15 protein-coding genes are annotated in these 20,317 nt (G+C 73.2%); 8 read left to right on the top strand and 7 right to left on the bottom strand.

From position 1 onward, the window contains the following. Positions 1 to 237 precede the first annotated feature (237 nt). Positions 238 to 2,769, top strand: coding sequence for a right-handed parallel beta-helix repeat-containing protein (locus tag BX285_RS29320; RefSeq protein ID WP_097235142.1), 2,532 nt, complete (start codon positions 238 to 240; stop codon positions 2,767 to 2,769). 133 nt (positions 2,770 to 2,902) lie between these two features. Here the strand turns inward: BX285_RS29320 and BX285_RS29315 are convergent, their stop codons facing one another. Both BX285_RS29315 and BX285_RS29310 read right to left on the bottom strand, forming a co-directional pair. Next, positions 2,903 to 4,045: a PLP-dependent cysteine synthase family protein gene (locus tag BX285_RS29315; RefSeq protein WP_097235143.1), complete on the bottom strand. Its 1,143-nt coding sequence runs from the start codon at positions 4,043 to 4,045 to the stop codon at positions 2,903 to 2,905. Positions 4,046 to 4,238: 193 nt separating this feature from the next. Next, positions 4,239 to 5,414, bottom strand: a complete 1,176-nt coding sequence (locus BX285_RS29310; RefSeq protein WP_257032992.1) for an ROK family protein — start codon at positions 5,412 to 5,414, stop codon at positions 4,239 to 4,241. A 116-nt stretch (positions 5,415 to 5,530) separates the two neighbouring features. On the opposite strand from BX285_RS29310, the gene BX285_RS29305 reads away from it, so the two are divergent. Further along, positions 5,531 to 6,820: an MFS transporter gene (locus BX285_RS29305; RefSeq protein WP_398901394.1), complete on the top strand. Its 1,290-nt coding sequence runs from the start codon at positions 5,531 to 5,533 to the stop codon at positions 6,818 to 6,820. A gap of 133 nt (positions 6,821 to 6,953) precedes the next feature. Beyond that, positions 6,954 to 7,562, top strand: a complete 609-nt coding sequence (locus BX285_RS29300) for a HutD family protein (protein WP_121178741.1) — start codon at positions 6,954 to 6,956, stop codon at positions 7,560 to 7,562. A gap of 126 nt (positions 7,563 to 7,688) precedes the next feature. Here the strand turns inward: BX285_RS29300 and BX285_RS29295 are convergent, their stop codons facing one another. Next, the gene (locus BX285_RS29295; RefSeq protein ID WP_398901575.1) at positions 7,689 to 8,567 is read right to left on the bottom strand and encodes an esterase/lipase family protein; all 879 of its coding nucleotides are present in this window, start codon (positions 8,565 to 8,567) and stop codon (positions 7,689 to 7,691) included. A gap of 228 nt (positions 8,568 to 8,795) precedes the next feature. On the opposite strand from BX285_RS29295, the gene BX285_RS29290 reads away from it, so the two are divergent. Further along, positions 8,796 to 10,157 (top strand): CdaR family transcriptional regulator, encoded by a 1,362-nt coding sequence (locus BX285_RS29290; protein WP_121178740.1) that lies wholly within the window; start codon positions 8,796 to 8,798, stop codon positions 10,155 to 10,157. Positions 10,158 to 10,241: 84 nt separating this feature from the next. On the opposite strand, the gene BX285_RS29285 is transcribed toward BX285_RS29290, so the two are convergent. Continuing rightward, the gene (locus BX285_RS29285) at positions 10,242 to 10,997 is read right to left on the bottom strand and encodes a DapH/DapD/GlmU-related protein (RefSeq protein WP_097235147.1); all 756 of its coding nucleotides are present in this window, start codon (positions 10,995 to 10,997) and stop codon (positions 10,242 to 10,244) included. Positions 10,998 to 11,193: 196 nt separating this feature from the next. Continuing rightward, positions 11,194 to 11,967, bottom strand: a complete 774-nt coding sequence (locus BX285_RS29280; protein WP_121178739.1) for an enoyl-CoA hydratase family protein — start codon at positions 11,965 to 11,967, stop codon at positions 11,194 to 11,196. A 220-nt stretch (positions 11,968 to 12,187) separates the two neighbouring features. Between BX285_RS29280 and BX285_RS29275 the strand changes: the two genes are divergently transcribed. Continuing rightward, entirely contained in the window at positions 12,188 to 13,033 is an 846-nt protein-coding gene (locus BX285_RS29275) for an ATP-grasp domain-containing protein (protein WP_121178738.1), read from the top strand. A gap of 64 nt (positions 13,034 to 13,097) precedes the next feature. Beyond that, on the top strand, positions 13,098 to 13,502 hold the full coding sequence (locus BX285_RS29270; RefSeq protein ID WP_121178737.1) for a RidA family protein: 405 nt from the start codon (positions 13,098 to 13,100) through the stop codon (positions 13,500 to 13,502). A gap of 63 nt (positions 13,503 to 13,565) precedes the next feature. Here the strand turns inward: BX285_RS29270 and BX285_RS29265 are convergent, their stop codons facing one another. Beyond that, on the bottom strand, positions 13,566 to 14,963 hold the full coding sequence (locus BX285_RS29265) for an MFS transporter (protein ID WP_121178736.1): 1,398 nt from the start codon (positions 14,961 to 14,963) through the stop codon (positions 13,566 to 13,568). Between the two features lie 155 nt (positions 14,964 to 15,118). On the opposite strand from BX285_RS29265, the gene BX285_RS29260 reads away from it, so the two are divergent. Then, entirely contained in the window at positions 15,119 to 16,105 is a 987-nt protein-coding gene (locus tag BX285_RS29260) for a helix-turn-helix transcriptional regulator (protein ID WP_220783985.1), read from the top strand. A gap of 243 nt (positions 16,106 to 16,348) precedes the next feature. Next, complete coding sequence (locus tag BX285_RS29255; protein WP_121178735.1) at positions 16,349 to 18,652, top strand: glycosyl hydrolase family 18 protein; 2,304 nt, start codon at positions 16,349 to 16,351, stop codon at positions 18,650 to 18,652. A 364-nt stretch (positions 18,653 to 19,016) separates the two neighbouring features. Here the strand turns inward: BX285_RS29255 and BX285_RS29250 are convergent, their stop codons facing one another. Beyond that, positions 19,017 to 20,258: a geranylgeranyl reductase family protein gene (locus BX285_RS29250; protein ID WP_097235153.1), complete on the bottom strand. Its 1,242-nt coding sequence runs from the start codon at positions 20,256 to 20,258 to the stop codon at positions 19,017 to 19,019. Positions 20,259 to 20,317: the final 59 nt, after the last annotated feature.

The raw sequence follows: 20,317 nt of genomic DNA, 5'->3' as shown, positions 1-20,317 counted from the left end.
GCGGGCAGGACCGGCGGGCAGAACCGGCGGTCGTCCCCGGGCGGAACCACTGCTGTGCGTGCTCGTTGAAACAAGTGGTCGGAACCTGTGGCCGCAGTGAGCACTACCGGTGCCCGCGCGACGGAGCGCGGCCGGACCACCCACGTGGGCGCGCTACGGTGGGCGGACGGCCCGCGCACCCCCGCGCGTTCGGCCCGTTGATCGCCGGCTCGACGAAGGTGGGGACGACAGACCGTCATGGCTGAGCACAGGGTCCGGGTCACCCAGGACAGCGCATCCCGCTGGCGTCGCCGGGCGGGCGACTACGACACGCTCGCGGAGGCCCTGGCGGCCGCCGAACCGGGCGACACCGTGACCGTCCGGCCCGGCACCTTCCGGGAGAACCTGCTGCTGGACAAGCCGGTGACGATCGTCCCGGCCCAGGGCCCGGGCACCGTGCGGATCGAGCCGCCGTCCGGGGTGGCGATCACCGTCACCGCCGCGGCGACCGTCCGCGACCTGGTCGTGGAGGGCGGCGACACGTCCTCCCCGGCCGTCCTGGTCACCGGCGAGCAGGCCACGCCCGCGCTCAGCGGCTGCCGGATCGAGACCCGCTCGGCCACCGGGATCGAGGTCGCGGCCGGCGCCCGGCCTACCCTGCGCGGCTGCGTGGTCGCCAACCCGGGCGGGCTCGGACTGCGACTGCGCGGCGAGGGCACCGCCGCCGCCTTCGAGGACTGCGAGGTCGCCGCCGCCGGACAGGCCGGGCTCGCCGTCCTCGGCGGCGCCACCGCCGCACTGGACCGCTGCCGCATCCACCACGCCTCCGGCGCGGGCGTGCTGCTCTCCGACCCCGGCAGCGCGGCCGAACTGACCGACTGTGAGATCTACGAGATCCGCGGCAGCGGCGTGCAGGCCGAGTCACAGTCGGGCGGGCGGCTCGTCGACTGCGAGATCCACCGGGTCACCGGCAACGGCCTGACCCTGGACGGCGCGGCCGAACTCGTGCTCACCGGCTGCCGGGTGCACGACCTGCCGGAGAACGGCGCCGACCTGCGCGGGCGCGCCCGGCTCAGCCTCGCGCACACCACCGTCCGGGACTTCGGGCGCGGGGCGCTGTCGGTCTGGGACCAGGGCACCGAGGCCGTCGCGGAAGCCTGCCAGATCCACGGCTCCACCGGCGAGTACCCGGCGCTGTGGGTCAGCGACGGCGCCCGGCTCACCCTCACCGACTGCTCGCTGCACGACCTGCCGGACGCCCTGTTCGTCCTCGACCGGGACTCCGCCGCCACCGCCGAGGGCTGCTCGTTCAGCCGGATCCGCAGCTCGGCGGTCTCGGTCAGCGGCGGGGCCACCGTCTCGCTGGCCTCCTGCCGGGTGCAGGAGGCCGGGACGGGACTCTGGTTCCGCGACCACGGCAGCGGCGGGCAGCTCACCGACTGCGAGATCTCCGACGTCGCGACCGGGGTGATCGTCACGAAGGGCGCCGATCCGGTACTGCGCGACTGCACCGTCCGGGCCAGCACGGACGCCGGGGTGTACGTGTCGGCGCAGGGGCGGGGCACCTTCGAGAACTGCCGGGTCTCGCACGGCAAGGGCTTCGGCTTCCACATCATCGACGGCTGCCGGACGCAGCTCACCCGGTGCCGGGCAGAGCAGAACGAGCGGGCCGGGTTCGAATTCTCCGAGCCGGGGCCGATCGCGGAGGGGTGCACCGCGGATGACGTGGGGGCGCCTCCGCTGTCCGCCGTTCCGGCGGGTGGCGGCGTCGGGGGCGGCGGTGGGGTCGGTGGCGGCGGTGGGGCAGCCCTGGGTCCGGGGGTGGGTCGCGAGTCGGCGGTAGGTCCGGGGCCGGGGGCTTCGTACGGCGGTACGGACGTTCCGGCACCGCGGTCGTCCCAACTGACCGCCGCCGCACAGGCGTTGGCTCCGTCCGCGGCAGCCTCGGCGGTGATCGGACCGATCCCGGACTGCCGGCCCGCCGAGGAGGCGCTCGCCGAGCTGGACTCGCTGGTCGGGCTGGCCACGGTGAAGCAGGAGGTGCGCACCCTGATCGACCTGATCTCGGTCGGGCGGCGCCGCCGCCAGGCGGGGCTCAAGGCGCCCTCGCTCCGCCGCCACCTGGTCTTCACCGGCGCCCCCGGCACCGGCAAGACCACCGTCGCCCGGCTCTACGGCGAGATCCTCGCGTCGCTCGGGGTGCTCCAGCGCGGCCACCTGGTCGAGGTGGCCCGGGTCGACCTGGTCGGCGAGCACATCGGCTCCACCGCGATCCGCACCGCGGCCGCCTTCGACCGGGCGCGCGGCGGGGTGCTCTTCATCGACGAGGCGTACGCGCTCGCCCCGGAGGACGGCGCTCGGGACTTCGGGCGCGAGGCGATCGACACCCTGGTCAAACTGATGGAGGACCACCGGGACGAGGTGGTCGTCATCGTGGCCGGCTACACCGCCGAGATGGAGCGCTTCCTCTCCGCCAACCCCGGTGTCTCCTCCCGCTTCTCACGCACCATCAGCTTCCCCGACTACACGGCGGACGAGCTGCTGGAGATCGCCCGGGCGCAGTGCGCGGAGCACGAGTACGCGCTCTCGGAGGGAACCGAGCAGGCGCTGCTCGCACACTTCGGAGGACTGGAGCGCGGCCCCAACTTCGGCAACGGGCGCACCGCTCGGCAGGTCTTCGAGAGCATGGTCGAGCGGCACGCGGTACGGGTCGCCCACCTCGCCGACCCGTCCACCGAGGAACTCCAGCTGCTCGTTCCGGCCGACCTGCCGACGGTGCCGCTGCCGTAGCGCCGACAGATGACAGCCGACAGATAACAGATAACAGAATCTGAAATCTGTCGGCTGTTAGTTGTCATCCGTCAGTTGTCATCTGTCGGCTGTCGGTTGTCGGCTGTCGGTTGTCAGCCGCGCGTTCCTGGTGTCAGCCCGTCCAGGGGCCGCCTGCGAGGAAGGACTCCAGCGCGGCCCGGTAGGGCGCGATGTCGATCCGCTCACCGGCCAGCCAGTCATCCGAGTAGTACTTGTCGAGGTAGCGGTCCCCCGGGTCGCAGATGAGCCCGACCACGCTGCCCGTCCGCCCGGCCGCCCGCATCTCGGCGACGATCTGCAGCGCACTCCAGAGGCCGGTGCCGGTGGAGGCCCCTGCCTTCTTGCCGAGCACCTGCTCCAGCAGTCGTACGGCCGCGATCGAGGCGGCGTCCGGCACCTTCATCATCCGGTCGATCGCGCCGGGGACGAAGCTCGGCTCCATCCGGGGCCGTCCGATGCCCTCGATCCGCGACCCGCTCTCGCAGACGGCGTCCGGGTCGTGGCGCACCCAGCCGTCGAAGAAGCAGGAGTTCTCCGGGTCCGCGACGCAGATCCGGGTGTCGAACTGCATGTAGCGCACGTACCGGGCGATGGTGGCCGAGGTGCCGCCGGTCCCGGCGGTGGCGACGATCCAGGCCGGCTCGGGGTGCGGCTCCAGGCGCAGCTGGGCGAAGACCGACTCCGCGATGTTGTTGTTGCCGCGCCAGTCGGTGGCCCGCTCGGCGTAGGTGAACTGGTCCATGTAGTGGCCGCCGGTCTCCTCCGCGAGCCGGGCGGAGGCCTCGTACACCTCGTCCGAGCGCTCGACCAGGTGGCATTCGCCGCCGTGGAACTCGATCAGGTCGATCTTGGCCTGGCTGGTGCTCTTGGCCATGACGGCGATGAACGGCACGCCGATGAGCTGGGCGAAGTACGCCTCCGAGACGGCGGTGGAGCCGCTGGAGGCCTCGATCACCGGCTTGCCGGGGCGGATCCAGCCGTTGCAGAGCCCGTAGAGGAAGAGCGAGCGGGCGAGGCGGTGCTTGAGCGAGCCGGTCGGATGGGTGGATTCGTCCTTGAGGTACAGGTCGATCCCCCACTCGGCCGGCAGCGGGAAGCGCAGCAGGTGGGTGTCGGCGGAGCGGTTGGCGTCGGCCTGGACCTTGCGCACCGCCTCCTTGAGCCAGGTGCGGTACTCCGCGTCGGAGCGGTCGACGTCGACGGTCGGCTCGATGCCGGGCCGGGGGCCGCGCTCGATGCCGGACTGGGTGCTCATGGTCGCTGTCTCCTCGTAGTAACCCCCCACTGCTCACTACGAGTGTATGACGGTCACGATAAGTGACATTTTCCGGAGACCCAGGTTCCACTTATCGGGCCCAGGCCGGTCATTGGCTCCGGCCCTGTTGGCTCCGGCTGGTCACTGGCCCCGGCCCCGACCCCAGGAGCAACTTTTGCCCGAACGGCCGTTCCTAGACGGGCACCGACTGCGGGTCCGCCAGGTACGGTCCCCAGCCCAGTTCGGCCGCACCCGCGAGCGCCCCGTGCGCCAGCTCCGCGCCGACGATCGGCACCCGGCCGCTGCGCCCCCACAGGCTGCGTTCGGCGACCACCGCGCGCAGCCGCTCGGGCGCAGCCTCCAGCAGGTCGAGGTGCAGGCCGCTGAGGACCACCCGGTCGGGGTTGAGGATGTTGGCGACGCCGGCCAGCCCGAGCCCGAGCCGGTCGATGACGTGCTCCACCGCCGCCCGCGCGCGGTCGTCCGTGGCGGCGGCCCGGCAGAGGTCGCGCGCCTGGTCGAGCAGCGGGCGCCCCGGCTCCGGGGTGAGCCCTGCGGCCGCGAACAGCGCGTCAGGATCGGTCTCGGAGTTGAGGCAGCCGCGGTTGCCGCACATGCAGGGGCGGCCCTGCGGGTCGACGGTGAGGTGGCCGACCTCCAGGGCGAGGCCCGCGCTGCCGGTGTGCAGGTGGCCGTCGATGACCAGCGCGCCACCGACGCCGCGGTGGCCGGAGGTGACGAAGAGCAGGTGGCGGGCGCCGCGCCCGGCGCCGTGCCGGTACTCGGCGAGCGCGGCGAGGTTGGCGTCGTTGGCGATCGCGGTGGGCAGGGGGCGCAGCGCGTTCGGGCCGTGGTCGGCGCGGCCGACCTCGACGTCGTACAGGTCGGCGACCGGGGTGCCGCTGGGCCAGGCGAAGTGCAGGGCGGCGAGCGCGGCGCCGTCCGGCTCGGTGACCGGGTTGGGCAGGGCGAGCGCGGCGCCCAGGCAGCGGCGGTCGGTCGCCCGGGCGAGCGCGGCGCCCGCCTCGGCGACGGCGCGCAGCATCCGGACCGGATCGGTGGCGGCAGGCAGCGGCAGGTGGACGGGCGGGTCGAGCAGCCCGCCGAGGCCGGCCAGGGTGACGCTCAGCCCGTCGGCGTGGATCTGCCCGGCGACCACGACCGGACCCTGCGGGTCGATCGCGAGCCGGTGCGAGGGGCGGCCGCGGCCGCCACCGGCCGGGCGCGAGTCGACGGTGATCAGGCCGAGCGCCTCCAGCTCGGCGGTGACCGCACCGGCGGTGGCCCTGGTCACGTCCAGCGCGCGGGTGAGTGCCGAACGGGTCGGCGCCTGACCGGTGTGGATCAGCGAGAGTGCGGGGCCGAGCAGCGTCCGACCGCGGTCGGGGGCCGCGCGACGGTGGCCGTCGCGCTGCGCGTCGGCGTCGTTCCCGGTGCCGGGCCTCGGGCTTGATGGTGAGAGCTGCACGCCCCTATTGTGACTTTGTGTCGCTTCGAAACAAAATCCGTTCCCATCCCAGCCCGGACCGCCCGTCCCCCCAGTCTCGCAGCACACCCCCACTGGCCGACAGCCCCTGGGGCCCCGCACGTCTCGCGCTCACCGCGTTCTTCGCCGTCGACGGCTTCCTCTTCGCGGCCTGGGTCGTCCGCATCCCGGACGTCCGCAGCCAGGTCAGCGCCTCGCACAGCGCGCTCGGACTCGCCCTGCTCTGCCTGTCCATCGGCGCCGTCATCACCATGCCCGTGGTCGGCCGACTCTGCCTGCGCTTCGGCTCGCGGCCGGTGACGGTCGGCTCGCTCGCCCTGCTCAGCCTCGCCGTCCTGCTGCCGGCACACGCCCACTCGATCGCCGCGCTCGGCGGCGTGCTGCTGCTCTTCGGCGCCGGGTACGGCGGGGCCAACGTCGCCATGAACAGTGCCGCCGTCGACCTGGTGGCGCAGCTGCGACGGCCCGTCATGCCCAGCTTCCACGCCGGGTACAGCTTCGGCGGACTGCTCGGCACGGGCGTCAGCGGTCTGCTCGCCGGGCCCTTGAGCACCGCGTGGGCGCTCGCGCTCAGCGGGCTGCTGGGCATGGCCGTCACCGTCGGCGCGGGCGTCGTGCTGCTCCGCAGCCCGGCGGCGCCGCTGGTCGCGCCCGACCGGGCGGCGGCGGGCACGGCGGGTACGGCGGTTGCGGAGGGCGTGAGGGACGGCGGTGCGGCGTCCGCAGCGGCGGGTGCGGGCCGACCCCAGACCCGCTTCCTGGTGCTGCTGCTCGGCGTCACCGCGCTGTGCACCGCGTACGGAGAGGGCGCGATCGCCGACTGGACCACCCTCCACCTCACCGACGATGTCCACGCGAGCGCCGCGGTGGCCGCCACCGGCTACGGCGCGTACGCGTTCGCGATGGCCGGCGGACGGGTGGGCGGCACCTGGCTGTCCATCCGGCTCGGACAGAACCGGCTCATGCTGTTCGGCGGGCTGACGGCCGCGGCGGGCATGCTGGTCGCCGCGCTCGCACCGGCGGTGCCGCTGTCGATCTGCGGGTTCGTCCTGGTGGGCCTCGGGTTGGCCAACCTCTTCCCGCTCGCCATCGCCCGGGCCGGAGCGGCGGGCGGCCCGCAGGGCGTGGCCCTGGCCTCGTCGCTCGGGTACGGCGGGATGCTGATCGGCCCCGTGGTGATCGGCTTCCTCGCCGACGCGGCCGGCCTGCCGATGGCGCTGACCACGGTAGCGGTCGCCGCCACTGCGGCGGCGCTCCTGCCGCTGACGGTCGGGCGGCGTAATAGGTGACAGGTGACAGCTGACGGATTTCAGCGAACAGATAACAGATTTCAACTTCTGTCATCCGTCATCTGTTCGCTGAAATCCGCTCCCCCGCCCTCCCGGTGACGGGGGTGCACCGGCAGTGGCAGGATGCGGGGCCATGACGACCAGCGAACGCTTCCAGGTACTGCGGGCGAGCGAGCGCCCTGCGACGGCGTGGCTCAACGGGGGCGGGGTGACCAGAGAGGTCGCCGGGTTCCCGGCCGGAGCCGGGCTGGAGAAGTTCGACTGGCGGGTCAGCCTGGCCGACGTGGCCTCGGCCGGGCCGTTCTCCCCGTTCCCCGGCATCGACCGGGTGATCACCCTGGTAGCGGGCGCCGGCATGGCGCTCACCGTCGACGGCGTCGAGCAGCTGGTCGATGCCCCGTACCGGCCGTTCGCCTTCTCCGGCGACGCCACGACGGACTGCCGCCTGCTGGGCGGCCCGGTGGTGGACTTCAACGTGATGACGCGTCGCGGGCGGGTCGAAGCCACCGTGGACCTGCTCTCCGCGCCCGCCGACGTCGAGGTCCCGGCCGAGAGCACCGTGCTCCTCGTCTGCCTCGCCGGTTCGGCACTCATCGGAGACAGCGACGGCACCGATGGCACCGGCAGCACCGAGGGCGTCGAACTCTCCCGCTACGACGCCGCCCTGCTCGACGAACCGGGCACGCACCGGCTGCGCCCGGACGGCGTCACCGCCGCCATCACCTTCCGCCCGACCCGCTGAGGCCCCGCCCGACGAGGCCGCGTCCGAGCTGCCCCGCCCCGAACTGCCCCGCCCCGAACTGCTGCACCCCGACGAACGACGGCGCTCCCACCCCCGAACCGCGGGAGCGGGAGCGCCGTCCTCACCTCAGCCGCAGAACACCGGCGTGGCGTGCGCCGGGTCCAGCGCGTTGGTCACCAGGTGCAGCGCCGTCGGCGAGAACGCGATCGTCACGTGCTCGACGAGCGAGACCGGGCAGTGGTCCTGCAGCACCACGTTGTCGACGTCCGGGCCGTTCAGGAACTGGGTCCGCCAGGGGGTGACGACCTCGTCGTACACGGTCGAGATCACCGTGTAGCTCACCCCCGGCACGGTGTCCGGCCGGGAGGCCATCGTCCGGTTGAAGTCCGAGCCCACCGCCTGGTCCCGGCAGGCCTGGCAGACGGTGTAGATCAGGTCGGCGACGCCCGGGAAGTAGGGTGCGAGGTTGACGATCCCGTCGAGCGTCGTGCCGTGGTTGGACGGTGCCAGCCCGACCAGTTTGCCGACCTTGGAGGCGCCGCCGAGGAACTTCAGGTAGTAGTTCGGCAGCATGCCGCCCTGGGAGTGCCCGACGATGTCGACCTTGGCCGCGCCGGTCGCGTTGCGCACCAGGTCGACGAAGCGGGCGAGTTGGGCCGCCGAGTCCGCCACCGGGCCGAGGCCCCCGATCGGTAGCAGCAGGCCGCTGCCGGTGGAGGTGATGCCGGGGATGGTCCCGTAGTCGAGGGCGAAGACGCAGTACCCGAGGCCCTTCAGCAGCGGGGAGAGCGCCAACCAGTTCTCGTAGCGGTTGGCGAAGGTGCCGTGCACCAGGACGACCGGGTTGGGGTGCGCGGCGGTGGGCCGGCAGTTCCAGTCGTTGGCGCCGGGCGGTGAGGCCACCGTGTCGCCGTCCGGCGGCAGTTCGGCGGCAGGGGCCGAAGCGGCCGGGGCCGCCGAAGCCGCCGAAGCCGCGTACGCGGGCGCCGCCGTCGCACCGGCCAGCAGCGCGCCCGCGAGCACGGCCGCGCCGAGCGCCCTGCCGATCACACTGCCGAACGCGCCGCCGAGCCCGCGGCGCAGGGGACTTGCGGAGAAGCGGAGAAGTGGGGTTCTCAACTGTTGCCTCCACAGCGGAAGTTTGTTACCAACAGGTAACCCGAGTGCCTCCATCATGCGGTCGCCCCTCCGGCCCGGCCCTTGGGCGTTCCCCAGACCTGGACGGTGTTCTCTGTGACCGGTCACAACGCACCCCACTGCACGCCCGCGAACTCACCGGCCCAGGCGCCGGGTTGGCGCATCCCGGTGATCGGCGGACGGCCGGCCGACCAACGCCTCCTCGGCGGCGTCCGCGAGCTGGCCGAGGCCGTCGTCACCGCCCTGCTGGACCGCGTGCCGGTCTACCGCAGCCTGCCCCGAGAACAGCTCACCGGCGAGCTCACCCGGGACACCGAGCGCCGGATCCGCGCCCTCGCCCACACCGTCCGCACCGGACTCCCCGCCCCCGCCGAGGAGTTCACCGCCGTCCGGGAGGCCGCCGCCCGCCGCGCCGAGGAGGGCCTGCCGCTGGACGCCGTCCTGCTCGCCCACCACCTCGGGCTGGAGGTCTGCTGGGAGTTCGTCACCCGGCACGCCCAGGACGGCGACGCCGCCGAACTGCTGGTGCTCAACCGGCTGCTGCTCGACCAACTCGGGCAGGCCACCACCGCCGCCGGCGCGGGCTACCTGGACGGGCGCCGACCGGCCGCCGACCGCCGCTGCGCGGCCCGGCAGTCCCTGCTGACCGCACTGCTCGCCGGCACTCCCGCCGACGAGGCCGCCGCCCGGGCCGGACTCCGACTGCCCGCCGGCTACGCCGTGCTCTGCCTGTCCGTCGCCGACCACCCCGACGAACACTCCCCCGAGGTCGACCCGGTCGTCGCCGCCCGCCGCAAGCTCCGCCGACTCGGCGCCGAACTCGACCACCGCACCCGGCAGTCGGCGCTCACCGCACTGACGTCCTCGGGCGGGCTGGTGCTCGTCCCGTTCGGCCCGTCCCCGAGCTCGTGCTCATCCCCAGACCCAGCCCCAACCCCAACCCCAGCCTCAGCCTCAGCCGAGTACCCCACTGCCGCGGCCCCCTGGCCGCAGCTCGCCGCCACCCTCGCCGCAGCGGGCCGCGCGGCCGGTACGCCCGTACTCGCCGGAGCCGCCGCGGCCGTACCCGCCGAGGTGCCCGACGCGGCCGCCCTCGCCTACGAAGTCCTGGACGTAGCCCGGGCGTTCGGGCGCCCACCCGGACTGCACCGGCTGGAGGACGTCCTGCTGGAGTACCAGCTCACCCGCCCCAGCCGGGCCCGCTCCCGGCTCGCCGCCCTGCTCGAACCCCTGGCCGGCGCCGGGGAGTTGCTCACCACCCTGCGCACCCACCTGGCCGGCGGCCTCAACCGCCGGCACACCGCGGACGCCCTGCACCTGCACCCCAACACCGTCGACTACCGGCTGCGCCGCATCGCCGTGCTGACCGGCCTGGACCCGACGCACCCCGCCGACGTCCTGCGGATCACCGCCGCCCTCGCGGCGCGGACGGCCGAACAGGCTTCGCCCGTACGGTAGTTCCGCTCAGAAAACGGCGCGTCGGCGATCCCGGAGGTCCCGGAGGTCCCGGAGGTCCCGCCCGAAGGACCGACGAAACGCTCGTCAGCCCTGCTCCCCCGGCAGCCGCAGGTCCCACCCGACCAGGGCGCGCAGCTGCTCCGCCGTCACACCGTCCGGCACCGGCTGGGGTGCGTCGTGGCGCAGCGGCGGCTGCCACCCCTCCTCCTCGGTCCAGCGGCGGACCACCTTGGCGGGCGCCCCGGCGACCACGCTGTGGTCGGGCACCTCGCCACGCACCACCGCGCCCGCCGCGACCACCACGTTGCGGCCGATCCGCGCCCCCGGCAGGATCACCGCTCCGGTGCCGATCCAGCTGCCCGCGCCGATCTCCACCGGCTCGTTGCGCGGCCACTGCTTGCCGATCGGCAGGTCGGTGGAGCGGTACTCGTGCGCCTGGTCAGAGATGTAGACGCCGGGCCCGGTCCAGACGTCGTCGCCGAGCACGATCGACTGGTGGCCGACGATGTGGCTGTCCCGGCCGATCACGCAGCCGCCGCCGATCCGCACGATCGGCTCCGGCCCGAGGTCCAGCCCGGGCAGGAAGCCCGCGCTGATGGTGACCCGCTCGCCGATGATCGAGAACGGCCCGATGGTGATCCACTGCTCGTTGAAGACCGCCCCGAGCGGGAAGGCGAGGGTCGTGCCGTCCCCCAGCTCGCCGAACCGGTAGGGGCCGGGGCTCTGGTTGGTGACCGCGCCGGTCCGCTGCACCCAGCGCCAACCCCGGTGGACGAGGCGTCCGGCGGCGCGGCGACCACCGGCCCGAACGGCGGAGAGGAGGGAGCGGGTTATCGGCATGCGCTCACGTTACCGGCCCGTAGCAACCGCCCGGCCGCCGGGCGGCCAAGATCACACGATCCCACATCACACGGCTCAAGATCACACCGGCCTCGTCCGCTCCACCCGTCCAGCCGCCGGACGACGCCGACGCGGCCACCGGGCACCGGGCACCCGGGAGCCGCCGACCGTCACCACCGACGAGAGGACCCGGCCGTCAACGCACCCAGCGTGCGGGCCGCTTCTCCAGGAACGCCCGCATCCCCTCCTGCGCCTCCTCCGAGCCGAACAGCCGCGCCGACAGCTCCACCAGCTCGTCCGCGTCGCGCTCGAAGGAACGCACCACCTCGGCGTTGGCCAGCCGCTTCGACTCCGCCAGCCCCTGCGGGGAGCCCTGGCGCAGCGCGTCCAGCAGGCCCTTGAGCACGACGCCGGTGTCCTCGGCGGACGCGGTGGCGCTGCTGATCAGGCCGATCCGGGCGGCCTCGGCGGCGTCGAAGACCTCGCCGGTGAGGTAGTAGCGGGAGGCCGCACGCGGCTCCAGCTTGGGGCGCAGCGGCAGCGAGATGACGGCGGGCGCGAGGCCGAGCCGGACCTCGGTGAAGGCGAAGGTCGAGGCCGGTCCGGCGACGGCGAGGTCCGCCGCGCCGACCAGGCCGAGGCCGCCCGCCCGGACGTGCCCGTCGATGACGGCGATCACCGGCTTGGCGCAGTCCACGATCGCCCGCTGCAACGCGACCAGGCCGCGCGGACCGACCGTCGGGTCCGCGCCGGTCGCCTCCGAGAGGTCCGCGCCCGCGCAGAACACCTTGCCGGTGTGGCCGAGCACCACGGCGCGGACCTCCGGGTCGGCCGCGGCCGCCGCCAGCCCGGCGTGCAGCTCGGCCATCAGGCGGGTGGAGAGCGCGTTGCGGTTGTGCGGCGAGTCGAGGGTGAGCGTGGTGACGGCGTCGGCGGTGCTGACGCGGACGAAGGGCTCTGCGCTGGTCATCGGCGGGTCTGCCTTCCGGCTGAGGGTGGGTCGGACTGCGGGCGCGACCGGGGGTGCCCGGACCGCGCCCGGACGACTCTGGCACGCCTACCCTCCCCTCGGCCAGAGCCAACCGGCCCCCCGCCGCCGGAACCACGCAGCGCACCAGCGGCGCCGGCAGACCCGCCCGTGGCCGGAAACCGGTGGTCAGACCCACCGCGCGCACGGCAGCATCAACGCCATGACCACGACCGACGTCCCCGTCCTGCTCCTCGCACCGCGCATCAACGAGACGGGCCTGCAGCTGCGCACCGCCGCCGGGCGCCGGGGCCTGCGGGCGTGCGTCGCGACGTCCTGGCAGGCCCCGCGCGAACTGCTCGGGGCGCCGGTGCACGTGTACGGAGGGCCGCTGTTCGGCGACGCCGTCGGCCGGGAGCTCGGCCTCGGCCTGCTGGAGCCCGCCGCCGACTGGCTGACCCGACTGCCGCTTCCCCTGACCGGACGGCGGGTCACTTGCGCCACCCTCGCCGAGGCACGGCGGCTGCGACGCCCGGCCTTCGTCAAGCCGCCGGCGGACAAGCTGTTCGCCGCCCGCGTCTACCCCGACGGCAGCGCGCTGCCGGGGCCCGAGGTGCTGGAGGGCGACACGGCGGTGCTGGTGAGCGAGGTGGCGCGGTTCGCCGTCGAGTACCGGTTGTTCGTCCTGGACGGCACGGTGCGGACCGGTTCGCGCTACGCGGTGGACGGCGAGCTGTCCGTCGCACCGCTGGAGACCATCGGGGCACCGGAAGGGGAGACCGCCAGGGCAGCCGACGGGGAGACCGCCGAGGTGCTCGCGTTCGGCCGTGAGGTCCTGGCCGCCTCCGCGTCGGACGCCCCGCTGCCCAGCGCCGCCGTGGTGGACGTCGGGCGTACGGAGAACGGCCGTTGGGCCGTGGTGGAGGCCAACGCCGCCTGGGCCAGCGGGGGTTACGCTGCCGCCCCGGAGGCCGTGCTCGAAACGGTGCTCCGCTCGTCCGGCCCGGACGCCCAACTCACCACCACCGACCGGCCGTTCCTGCGCGACCTGCCCGAGGTGGTGCGCTGAGACCACGCGACTCCGGACCGTCGGGGCTTGCGGCTTCGGTGGATCATGGCGCAGGATCCGCGCCATGACCACCTCTCACCTCACCCACATCACCGAGCCGCCCGGCGTCGCGCCCGGCACCGGCTACACCCAGGTCGTCACCGGCAGCGGCCGGCTGGTCCAGGTCTCCGGCCAGGTCGCCTTCGACGAGCAGCGGAACCTGATCGGCGCGGGTGACCCGAAGGCCCAGGCGCGGCAGGTCTTCGAGAACCTGCGCCGCTGCCTGGCCGCCGCCGGGGCCGGGTTCGAGCACGTCGTGAAGTTCACCTTCTTCATGACCGACATCGCCTACCTCCAGGCCATCCGCGAGGCCCGCGACGAGCACCTGGGCACCCTGCCCCTGCCGGCCGCCTCCGCGATGCAGGTGGCGGCGCTGTTCAGGCCCGACGTACTGATCGAGATCGAGGCGCTGGCGATCCTCCCGGAGTAACCGAGGCCCGGAGCAGCCGAGGCCCTGAGCGCCCTGGGCCCTGAGCACCCTGGGCCCGGGGCGTCAGACGGCCGCGAGCCCCGCGTCCCGCCGTCCGGCCCAGCGGACGACGGGGCGCATCGCCAGGCCGGCCGCCGCAAGCACCGCGCCCAGGACGACCCAGCCGATCGTCCCGTACCCGATCACCAGCGTGCTGACCAGCGCCGGACCGGCCATCAGCGCCGCCGCCGTTCCCGCGTTGAACACGCCCTGGTAGGCGCCATGGTCGCGCTCGCCCGCGAGGTCGTAGCTGAGCGCCCAGCCGCCCGCCTGCCCGACGACCTCACCGAGGGACTGCAGCACGACCCCGCCGAGCACCACCACGGCCGCGGCGACCGCGGGCAGGCCGTGCGCCAGTGAGAGGACCAGGCAGGAGGCCGCGAGCACCATCCCCGCACGCCCACAGGCCCGGGCGGCGGCCGTCCGTTCGTCGATGCCTCGGGTGGCCCGCATCTGGAGGGTGATCACCAGCAGGGTGTTGACGACCAGGGTGCCGGCCACGGTGATCCGCGGCGCGTCGGTCTGCTGGACGATCCAGAGCGGCACACCGACCTCCAGTACGGCGAACTGCAGGCAGAGCACCGCGTTCAGCACCGTCAGGGCCAGGAACGGGCCGTCCCGCAGCGCGGGATTGCGACGCCGGCCCTGCTTGGCGCCCTTGCCCGAGGGGTCCGACGGCTTCGGGACGCCGGTCTTCGACGCCTGGTCGGCGACGGACCCGTCGACCGCCGACCCCCCGCCCGCCGACCGCTCGACCACCGATGAACGCCGCAGGTCGGAGAGGCGGTGGAACAGCAGCGCCGCGACCACGAAGGAGGCGGCATCGGCCAGGATCGCCGCCACGTAGACCGGCCGGGTGTCCACCTGAAGTGCGATCGCGCCGAGAGCGGTGCCCAGGCAGATGCCCACGTTGGTCACCACCCGCAGGTAGGCCCGGCCCGCCACCCGGCGGTCGGCGGGCAGCACCTCCGCGTAGAGCGCGTTCCGCACGGCGGCGGACCCGCGGTCGACGGCGGAGACCAGGCAGGCCAGTGCGACGAACGCCGGATAACTGTGCACCAGCGCGTACCCGGCCGTGCCGACCGCCTGCACCGAGACCAGCGTCACCAGCACCCGCCGTGCGCCCCAACGGTCGGCGGCCCGGCCGGCGGGCACACTGGCGACCACCCCGCACAGGCCGGCCGCGGTCATTCCGAGCCCCAGCTGGGCGGCGCTCAGGCCGAGCACCCGGGTGAAGAACAGCACCGCGACGGAGAGGGAGAGGCCGTTGCCCACCGTGTTGACCAGGGTGATCCCGGCCAGCCGACGGACCGTCGGGTCGGGGTGCAGGCGTCGTCGGACGGCACCGAGGACTTCGGTGTCACCAGGGCTTTCGGGTATGGCAGGGGAAGGTGCGGAGGACTCCGCCGTCGAGGTGGTCATACGAAGATCCCACCGCCCAATGGGGTGGTCCAGGTAATCCTTTAGGCTCTGGCTAAATCCGAAGCGGACGTCCCGCCTGCCTGCCCGCCCCACGTGCCCGCATCTGGCCGCTTCTGCCCGCCTACCTGCCCCGGATTCCAGCCGAAGGACGCCCTGTGCACCGGTTCACACTCCGCCTGGCCGACCTCGCCACCACCTGGTTCGCCACCTCCCCGATCCACGAGGCCGTACTCAGTCTGCGGATGTGGACCCACCCCGGCGTCTACCACCTCCAGACCCAGGCCTTCGAACAGCTGAGGCCGGCCTTCGAACAGCTGGACTCGCGCCTGCTGCTCTCGCTCGTCGCCGAGAACCGCTGGGTACCGGACTTCCTGACCCCCCGCCCGACCTCCCCCTCCCCCGAGTTCCGCTCCGAACTGGCCGCCGTCCGCGCACTGCCACCGGAGCAGTTGCGCGCCGAACTGGAGCAGACCTTCCTCCCGCACGGCCAACCGCTGCCCGCCACCCTCGCCGCCGGACTCGCCGACCCGGAAAGGCTGTTGGCGCGGATCGCCGACGCAGTGGAGGAGTACTGGGAGAAGTGCCTCGCGCCGTCCTGGTGGCCACAGGCCCGCGCCGCCCTGGAGGCCGACCTGGTCTACCGGGCCCGACTGCTCGCCCAGCACGGCGCGACGGCCCTCTTCGCCGACCTCGACCACCGGCTCCGCTGGGAGGACGGCGTGCTGTCCATCGACCGGCAGTGGACGGACGGGGACGTGGAGACCCCCGTGGACGGACGCGGCCTCGTCCTCTGCCCGACCTTCTTCGCCCGTGGCGCGATCACGATGATCAGCAACGACCGTGCGCCGCAGATCAGTTACCCGGCGCGCGGACAGGGAGGCATGACCGGGCGGGCCGCACCGGTGCCGCGGCAGGCCATGGAGGCGCTGGTCGGCGCACCGAAGGCCCGGCTGCTGGCGCTGCTCGCCGAGCCTGCCTCCACAACCGACCTCGCGCACCGCCTCGGCGTCACTCCGGGCGCGGTCAGTCAGCACCTGTCCGTCCTCGCCGCCACCGGCCTGGTCACCCGGGCTCGCCACGGCCGCTCGGTGCTGTACCGGCGCAGCCCGCTCGGGGACGAGCTGACGGGCCCGAACAGATGACAGCCGACAGACGACAACCAACAGATAACAGCTGACAGATAACAGATGTTGAAATCTGTCATCTGTCAGCTGTCGCTCGTCAACCGCCATCCCTCCACCCAGTGGTACAGACCTGTTGACGCATTGGTCCAGTCCTCCTACAGTGCCCATGCCTTGCCTCCCCACGGCACAGGCACCGATCGCACACGGATCACCCCCGGTTCTACATCACCCTGTTCAACCCCCACAGTCACAGGGAGAACCATGTCCGCTCGATCCCGGGCCGGGCGCCCGCGCGTGCGCAGCAGACTGCTGGCACTGCTCTCCGTCCTGCTCCTCCCGCTCGCCGCACTCACCGCGCTCGCCGCCCCGGCGAACGCCGCCGGCAAGCTCACCGCCACCTTCACCACCGCCGACAACGGCTCCTGGTGGCAGGGCACCTACATCGTCCACAACGACAACGCGACCGCCGTGTCCGGCTGGAGCCTGGAGTTCGACCTCCCGGCGGGCGTCACGATCGGCAACAGCTACAACGGCACCGCCACCGTCAACGGCCGACAGGTCACCGTCGCCGCCGCGTTCTACAACTCCACCGTCAACGCCCACAGCACCACCGAGCCGTACAGCTTCTGGTTCGTCGGCACCGGCCCGGTCTCCACCCCGCTCAACTGCCGCATCAACGGCGACAAGTGCGACGGAACCCCCGACGTCCCGCCGTCCGCACCAGGCGCCCCGACGGTCACCGAATCCACTGCCCACACGCTCGCCCTGAGTTGGCCGGCCGCGACCGCCGGGGACTTCCCGGTCGCCTCGTACGACGTGCTGAACGGCGGCACCGTGCTCGCCTCCGGCCCGTCCACCAGCACCCTGGTCACTGGCCTCACCCCGGCCACCTCGTACACCCTGACCGTCCGGGCCAAGGACAGCCGCGGCAACCCGGGCCCGCTCAGCACACCCGTCGCGGCCGCCACCTTCGACCCGTCCACCGACCCCGTCCCACCCACCGCACCGACCGACCTCCGTACCACCGCGGTCAGTTCGACGGATCTGACGCTGGCCTGGAACGCCTCGACCGACAACGTCCGGGTCGCCGCGTACGACGTGTACCAGGGCGCCACCCTGGCGGCGACGGTCACCGGCAAGACGCTGACCGCGACCGTCGGCAGCCTCTCGCCGTCCACCACCTACACGTTCACCGTGAAGGCCCGCGACGCCGCCGACAACGCCTCGCCCGCCTCCGCCCCACTCACCGCAACCACCTCCGACCTGGTCGGCGCCGGAAAGTACGCCCGGGTCGGCTACTTCGTCCAGTGGGGCATCTACGGCCGCCAGTACTTCGTCAAGAACCTCGACACCTCGGGCAGCGCCGCCAAACTCGACGTCGTCAACTACGCCTTCGAGAACATCGATCCGGTCAACCTGACCTGCCTCGCGGGCGTCACCAAGGGCACCACCGGCAACCCGCAGGACCCGGACCAGGGCACCGGCGCCGGTGACGCCGACGCCGACTACGCCCGCCCGATGAGCGCCGACCAGTCGGTGGACGGCGTGGCCGACGACGGCTGGGGCAAACTCCGCGGAAACCTCAACCAGTTGAAGAAGCTCAAGGCCAAGTACCCGAACCTGAAGGTGGTCGTCTCGCTCGGCGGCTGGACGTACTCCAAGTACTTCTCCGACGTCGCCGCCACCGACGCCTCCCGCCAGAAGTTCGTCAAGTCCTGTGTCGACACCTGGATCAGGGGCAACCTGCCGGTCTACAACGGCGCCGGCGGCGACGGCGTGGCGGCCGGGATCTTCGACGGCATCGACCTCGACTGGGAGTGGCCCGGCTCCGGCGACGGCCACGCGGGCAACCACTGGAGCGCCAAGGACAAGGACAACCTGTCCCTGCTGCTGGCCGAATTCCGCAAGCAGCTCGACGGGTTGGGCGGCTCGCACAGGCTGCTCACGGCCTTCACCCCGGCCGACCCGGCGAAGGTCGCCGCCGGCTGGGACCTGGGCAGGATCTTCACCTCACTGGACATCGCCAACGTCCAGGGCTACGACTTCCACGGCTCGGGCAGCGACAACTCCTGGGAGCCCAACCGCACCGGCCACCAGGCCAACCTGTACCAGGACCCGAACGACCCCTACAACACCCACTTCAGCGTGGATGCGGCCGTCCGGACCTACCTCGGCGCCGGGGTCAACCCGCGCAAGCTCACGATCGGTTTCCCGTTCTACGGGCGCGGCTGGCAGGGCGTGGCGGACGGTGGCGCGAAGGGTGTCTGGCAGTCCGCGGGCGGCGCCGCGCCGGGCCAGTTCGCCGAGGAGGCCGGGACGCGCGGGTACCACAACCTGATCACGAGCGTCTCCGGTCTCACCGTCTACCACGACCCCGAGTCCGTTGCGACGTACGGCTACACGGGCGCCGGCGGCCAGTGGTGGACCTTCGACGACGCCTGGTCGATCGCCCAGAAGACGGCCTACCTCAAGTCGAAGAACCTGCTCGGCGGCATGATCTGGGAGATGTCCGGCGACACCCCGGCCGGCACCCTCATGACCGCCCTCGACACCGGGCTCACCTAGGGCCTGTCCGGCGGATCTTGTCGGATCAGCGCGCGGCTCCCCCAGCCTTCGGCCGGGAGGTACCCCCACTTCGCGCCCGTCTGGGCGTGCGCCCGAATCGCCCTCGTACTGGGTGTACTTGGACGATTCGGGCGTGCGTCCAGGCGGGATGATCCGGCGTCGTGCGCCCGGCAAGATCCGCCGGACAGGCCCTAGCCGCCCGCGCCGGCGGATCGGCCCCTCGCGACACGAACGAGCCGGTCCGTCACCCCGAACGAGCGCGGGGCCGGCGCCCCTCCCCACAGGAGGAACACCGGCCCCGCACACCATCGAACGGCCGTCAAGCGAACGGCCCTCAAGCAAACAGCCCCTCGCGCGAACAGCCCTACCGCGACGCCATCGCCGTCAGCTTCCGCGCCGCCCGGTACTGCCGCAGCACCTGGGAGAAGGTGGTGTGTCCCTGGGTGGTCCGGGCGAAGGCCCGCCACGCCGCCGGCACCAGGCAGACCGCCGCGTGGAAGAGGTACGGCCGCCGCTCGAAGGCGCCCAGCAGCTGCTTGCCCGCACGCATCTCCACGCCCAGCCCGGCCTTGACCGCGAACGCGTAGTTCAGCGCCTCGCGCCGCACCGCCGCCGCGTTGCCCGCCTCGGCGACCTTGACCGCCCACTCGCCGGCCAGCCGGCCCGAGCGCAGCGCGTACGAGATGCCCTCGCGGGTCCACGGCTCCAGCAGCCCGGCCGCGTCCCCGGCGACCAGCACCCGGCCGCGGGAGAGCGGCGAGTCCTCGGCCCGGCAGCGGGTCAGGTGCCCGGACTCGATCCTGGGGGTGAACCCCGAAAGGCCCAACCGCCGGATGTAGTCGGCGAGGTACTGCTTGGTCCGCTCGCCGTCGCCGCGCGCCGAGATGACCCCGACGGTGAGGCTGCTGGTCTCGGTCTTCGGGAACACCCAGCCGTAACTGCCGGACAGCGGGCCCCAGTCGAGGTGGATCCGGCCCGCCCAGTCGGCGGCGACCTGCGCCGGCACCGGGATCTCCGCCTCCAGGCCGAGGTCGATCTGGTCGAAGGTGACGCCGACGTGCCGGGCGATCCGGCTCGCGCTGCCGTCCGCGCCGACCACCGCGCGGGCCTCGAAGGTGCGCCCGTCGGCCGCCGTCACCAGCGCAGTCCGGTGCTCGCCGCCGCGCTGCTCGACTCCGGTGACGGTCACGCCGGTGACCAGCACCGCCCCGGCTGCCTTGGCCGCCTGCACCAGGCGCAGGTCGAACTCGTCCCGGTTGACCAGGCCGAACAGCATCCGCTGGGAGCGCCGCGTCCGGGTGTACCGCCCGTTGTACGCGAAGGTGACGGCGTGCACCCGGTCCTGCAGCGGCAGCCGGAAGTCCGGCGGCAGACTGTCGCGGGAGGGGCCGATGATGCCGCCGCCGCAGGTCTTGTAGCGGGGATGCTCGGCCTTGTCGAGGAGCAGCACCCGGCGGCCCTGGGCAGCGGCGGCGTGCGCGGCCGAGGAGCCCGCCGGTCCGGCGCCGACCACCACGACGTCCCAGACGCCGTCGAGCGGCGAGGCCGAGTCGTCGAGCGGGCTGTCGAGCGGGCTACGGGAATCGGAGCTTCCGGAGTCAGTCACGTCGACCAATCCTATGCGTCCGACCGCCCCATCGGGCGCCGCACCACCCGAACGGCGAC

It is taken from the genome of Streptomyces sp. 1114.5 (genome assembly GCF_003635085.1).
Lineage (GTDB): Bacteria > Actinomycetota > Actinomycetes > Streptomycetales > Streptomycetaceae > Kitasatospora.
Note: the sequence above shows the minus strand (reverse complement) of the source record. Positions and strands in the feature narration are given on the sequence as shown.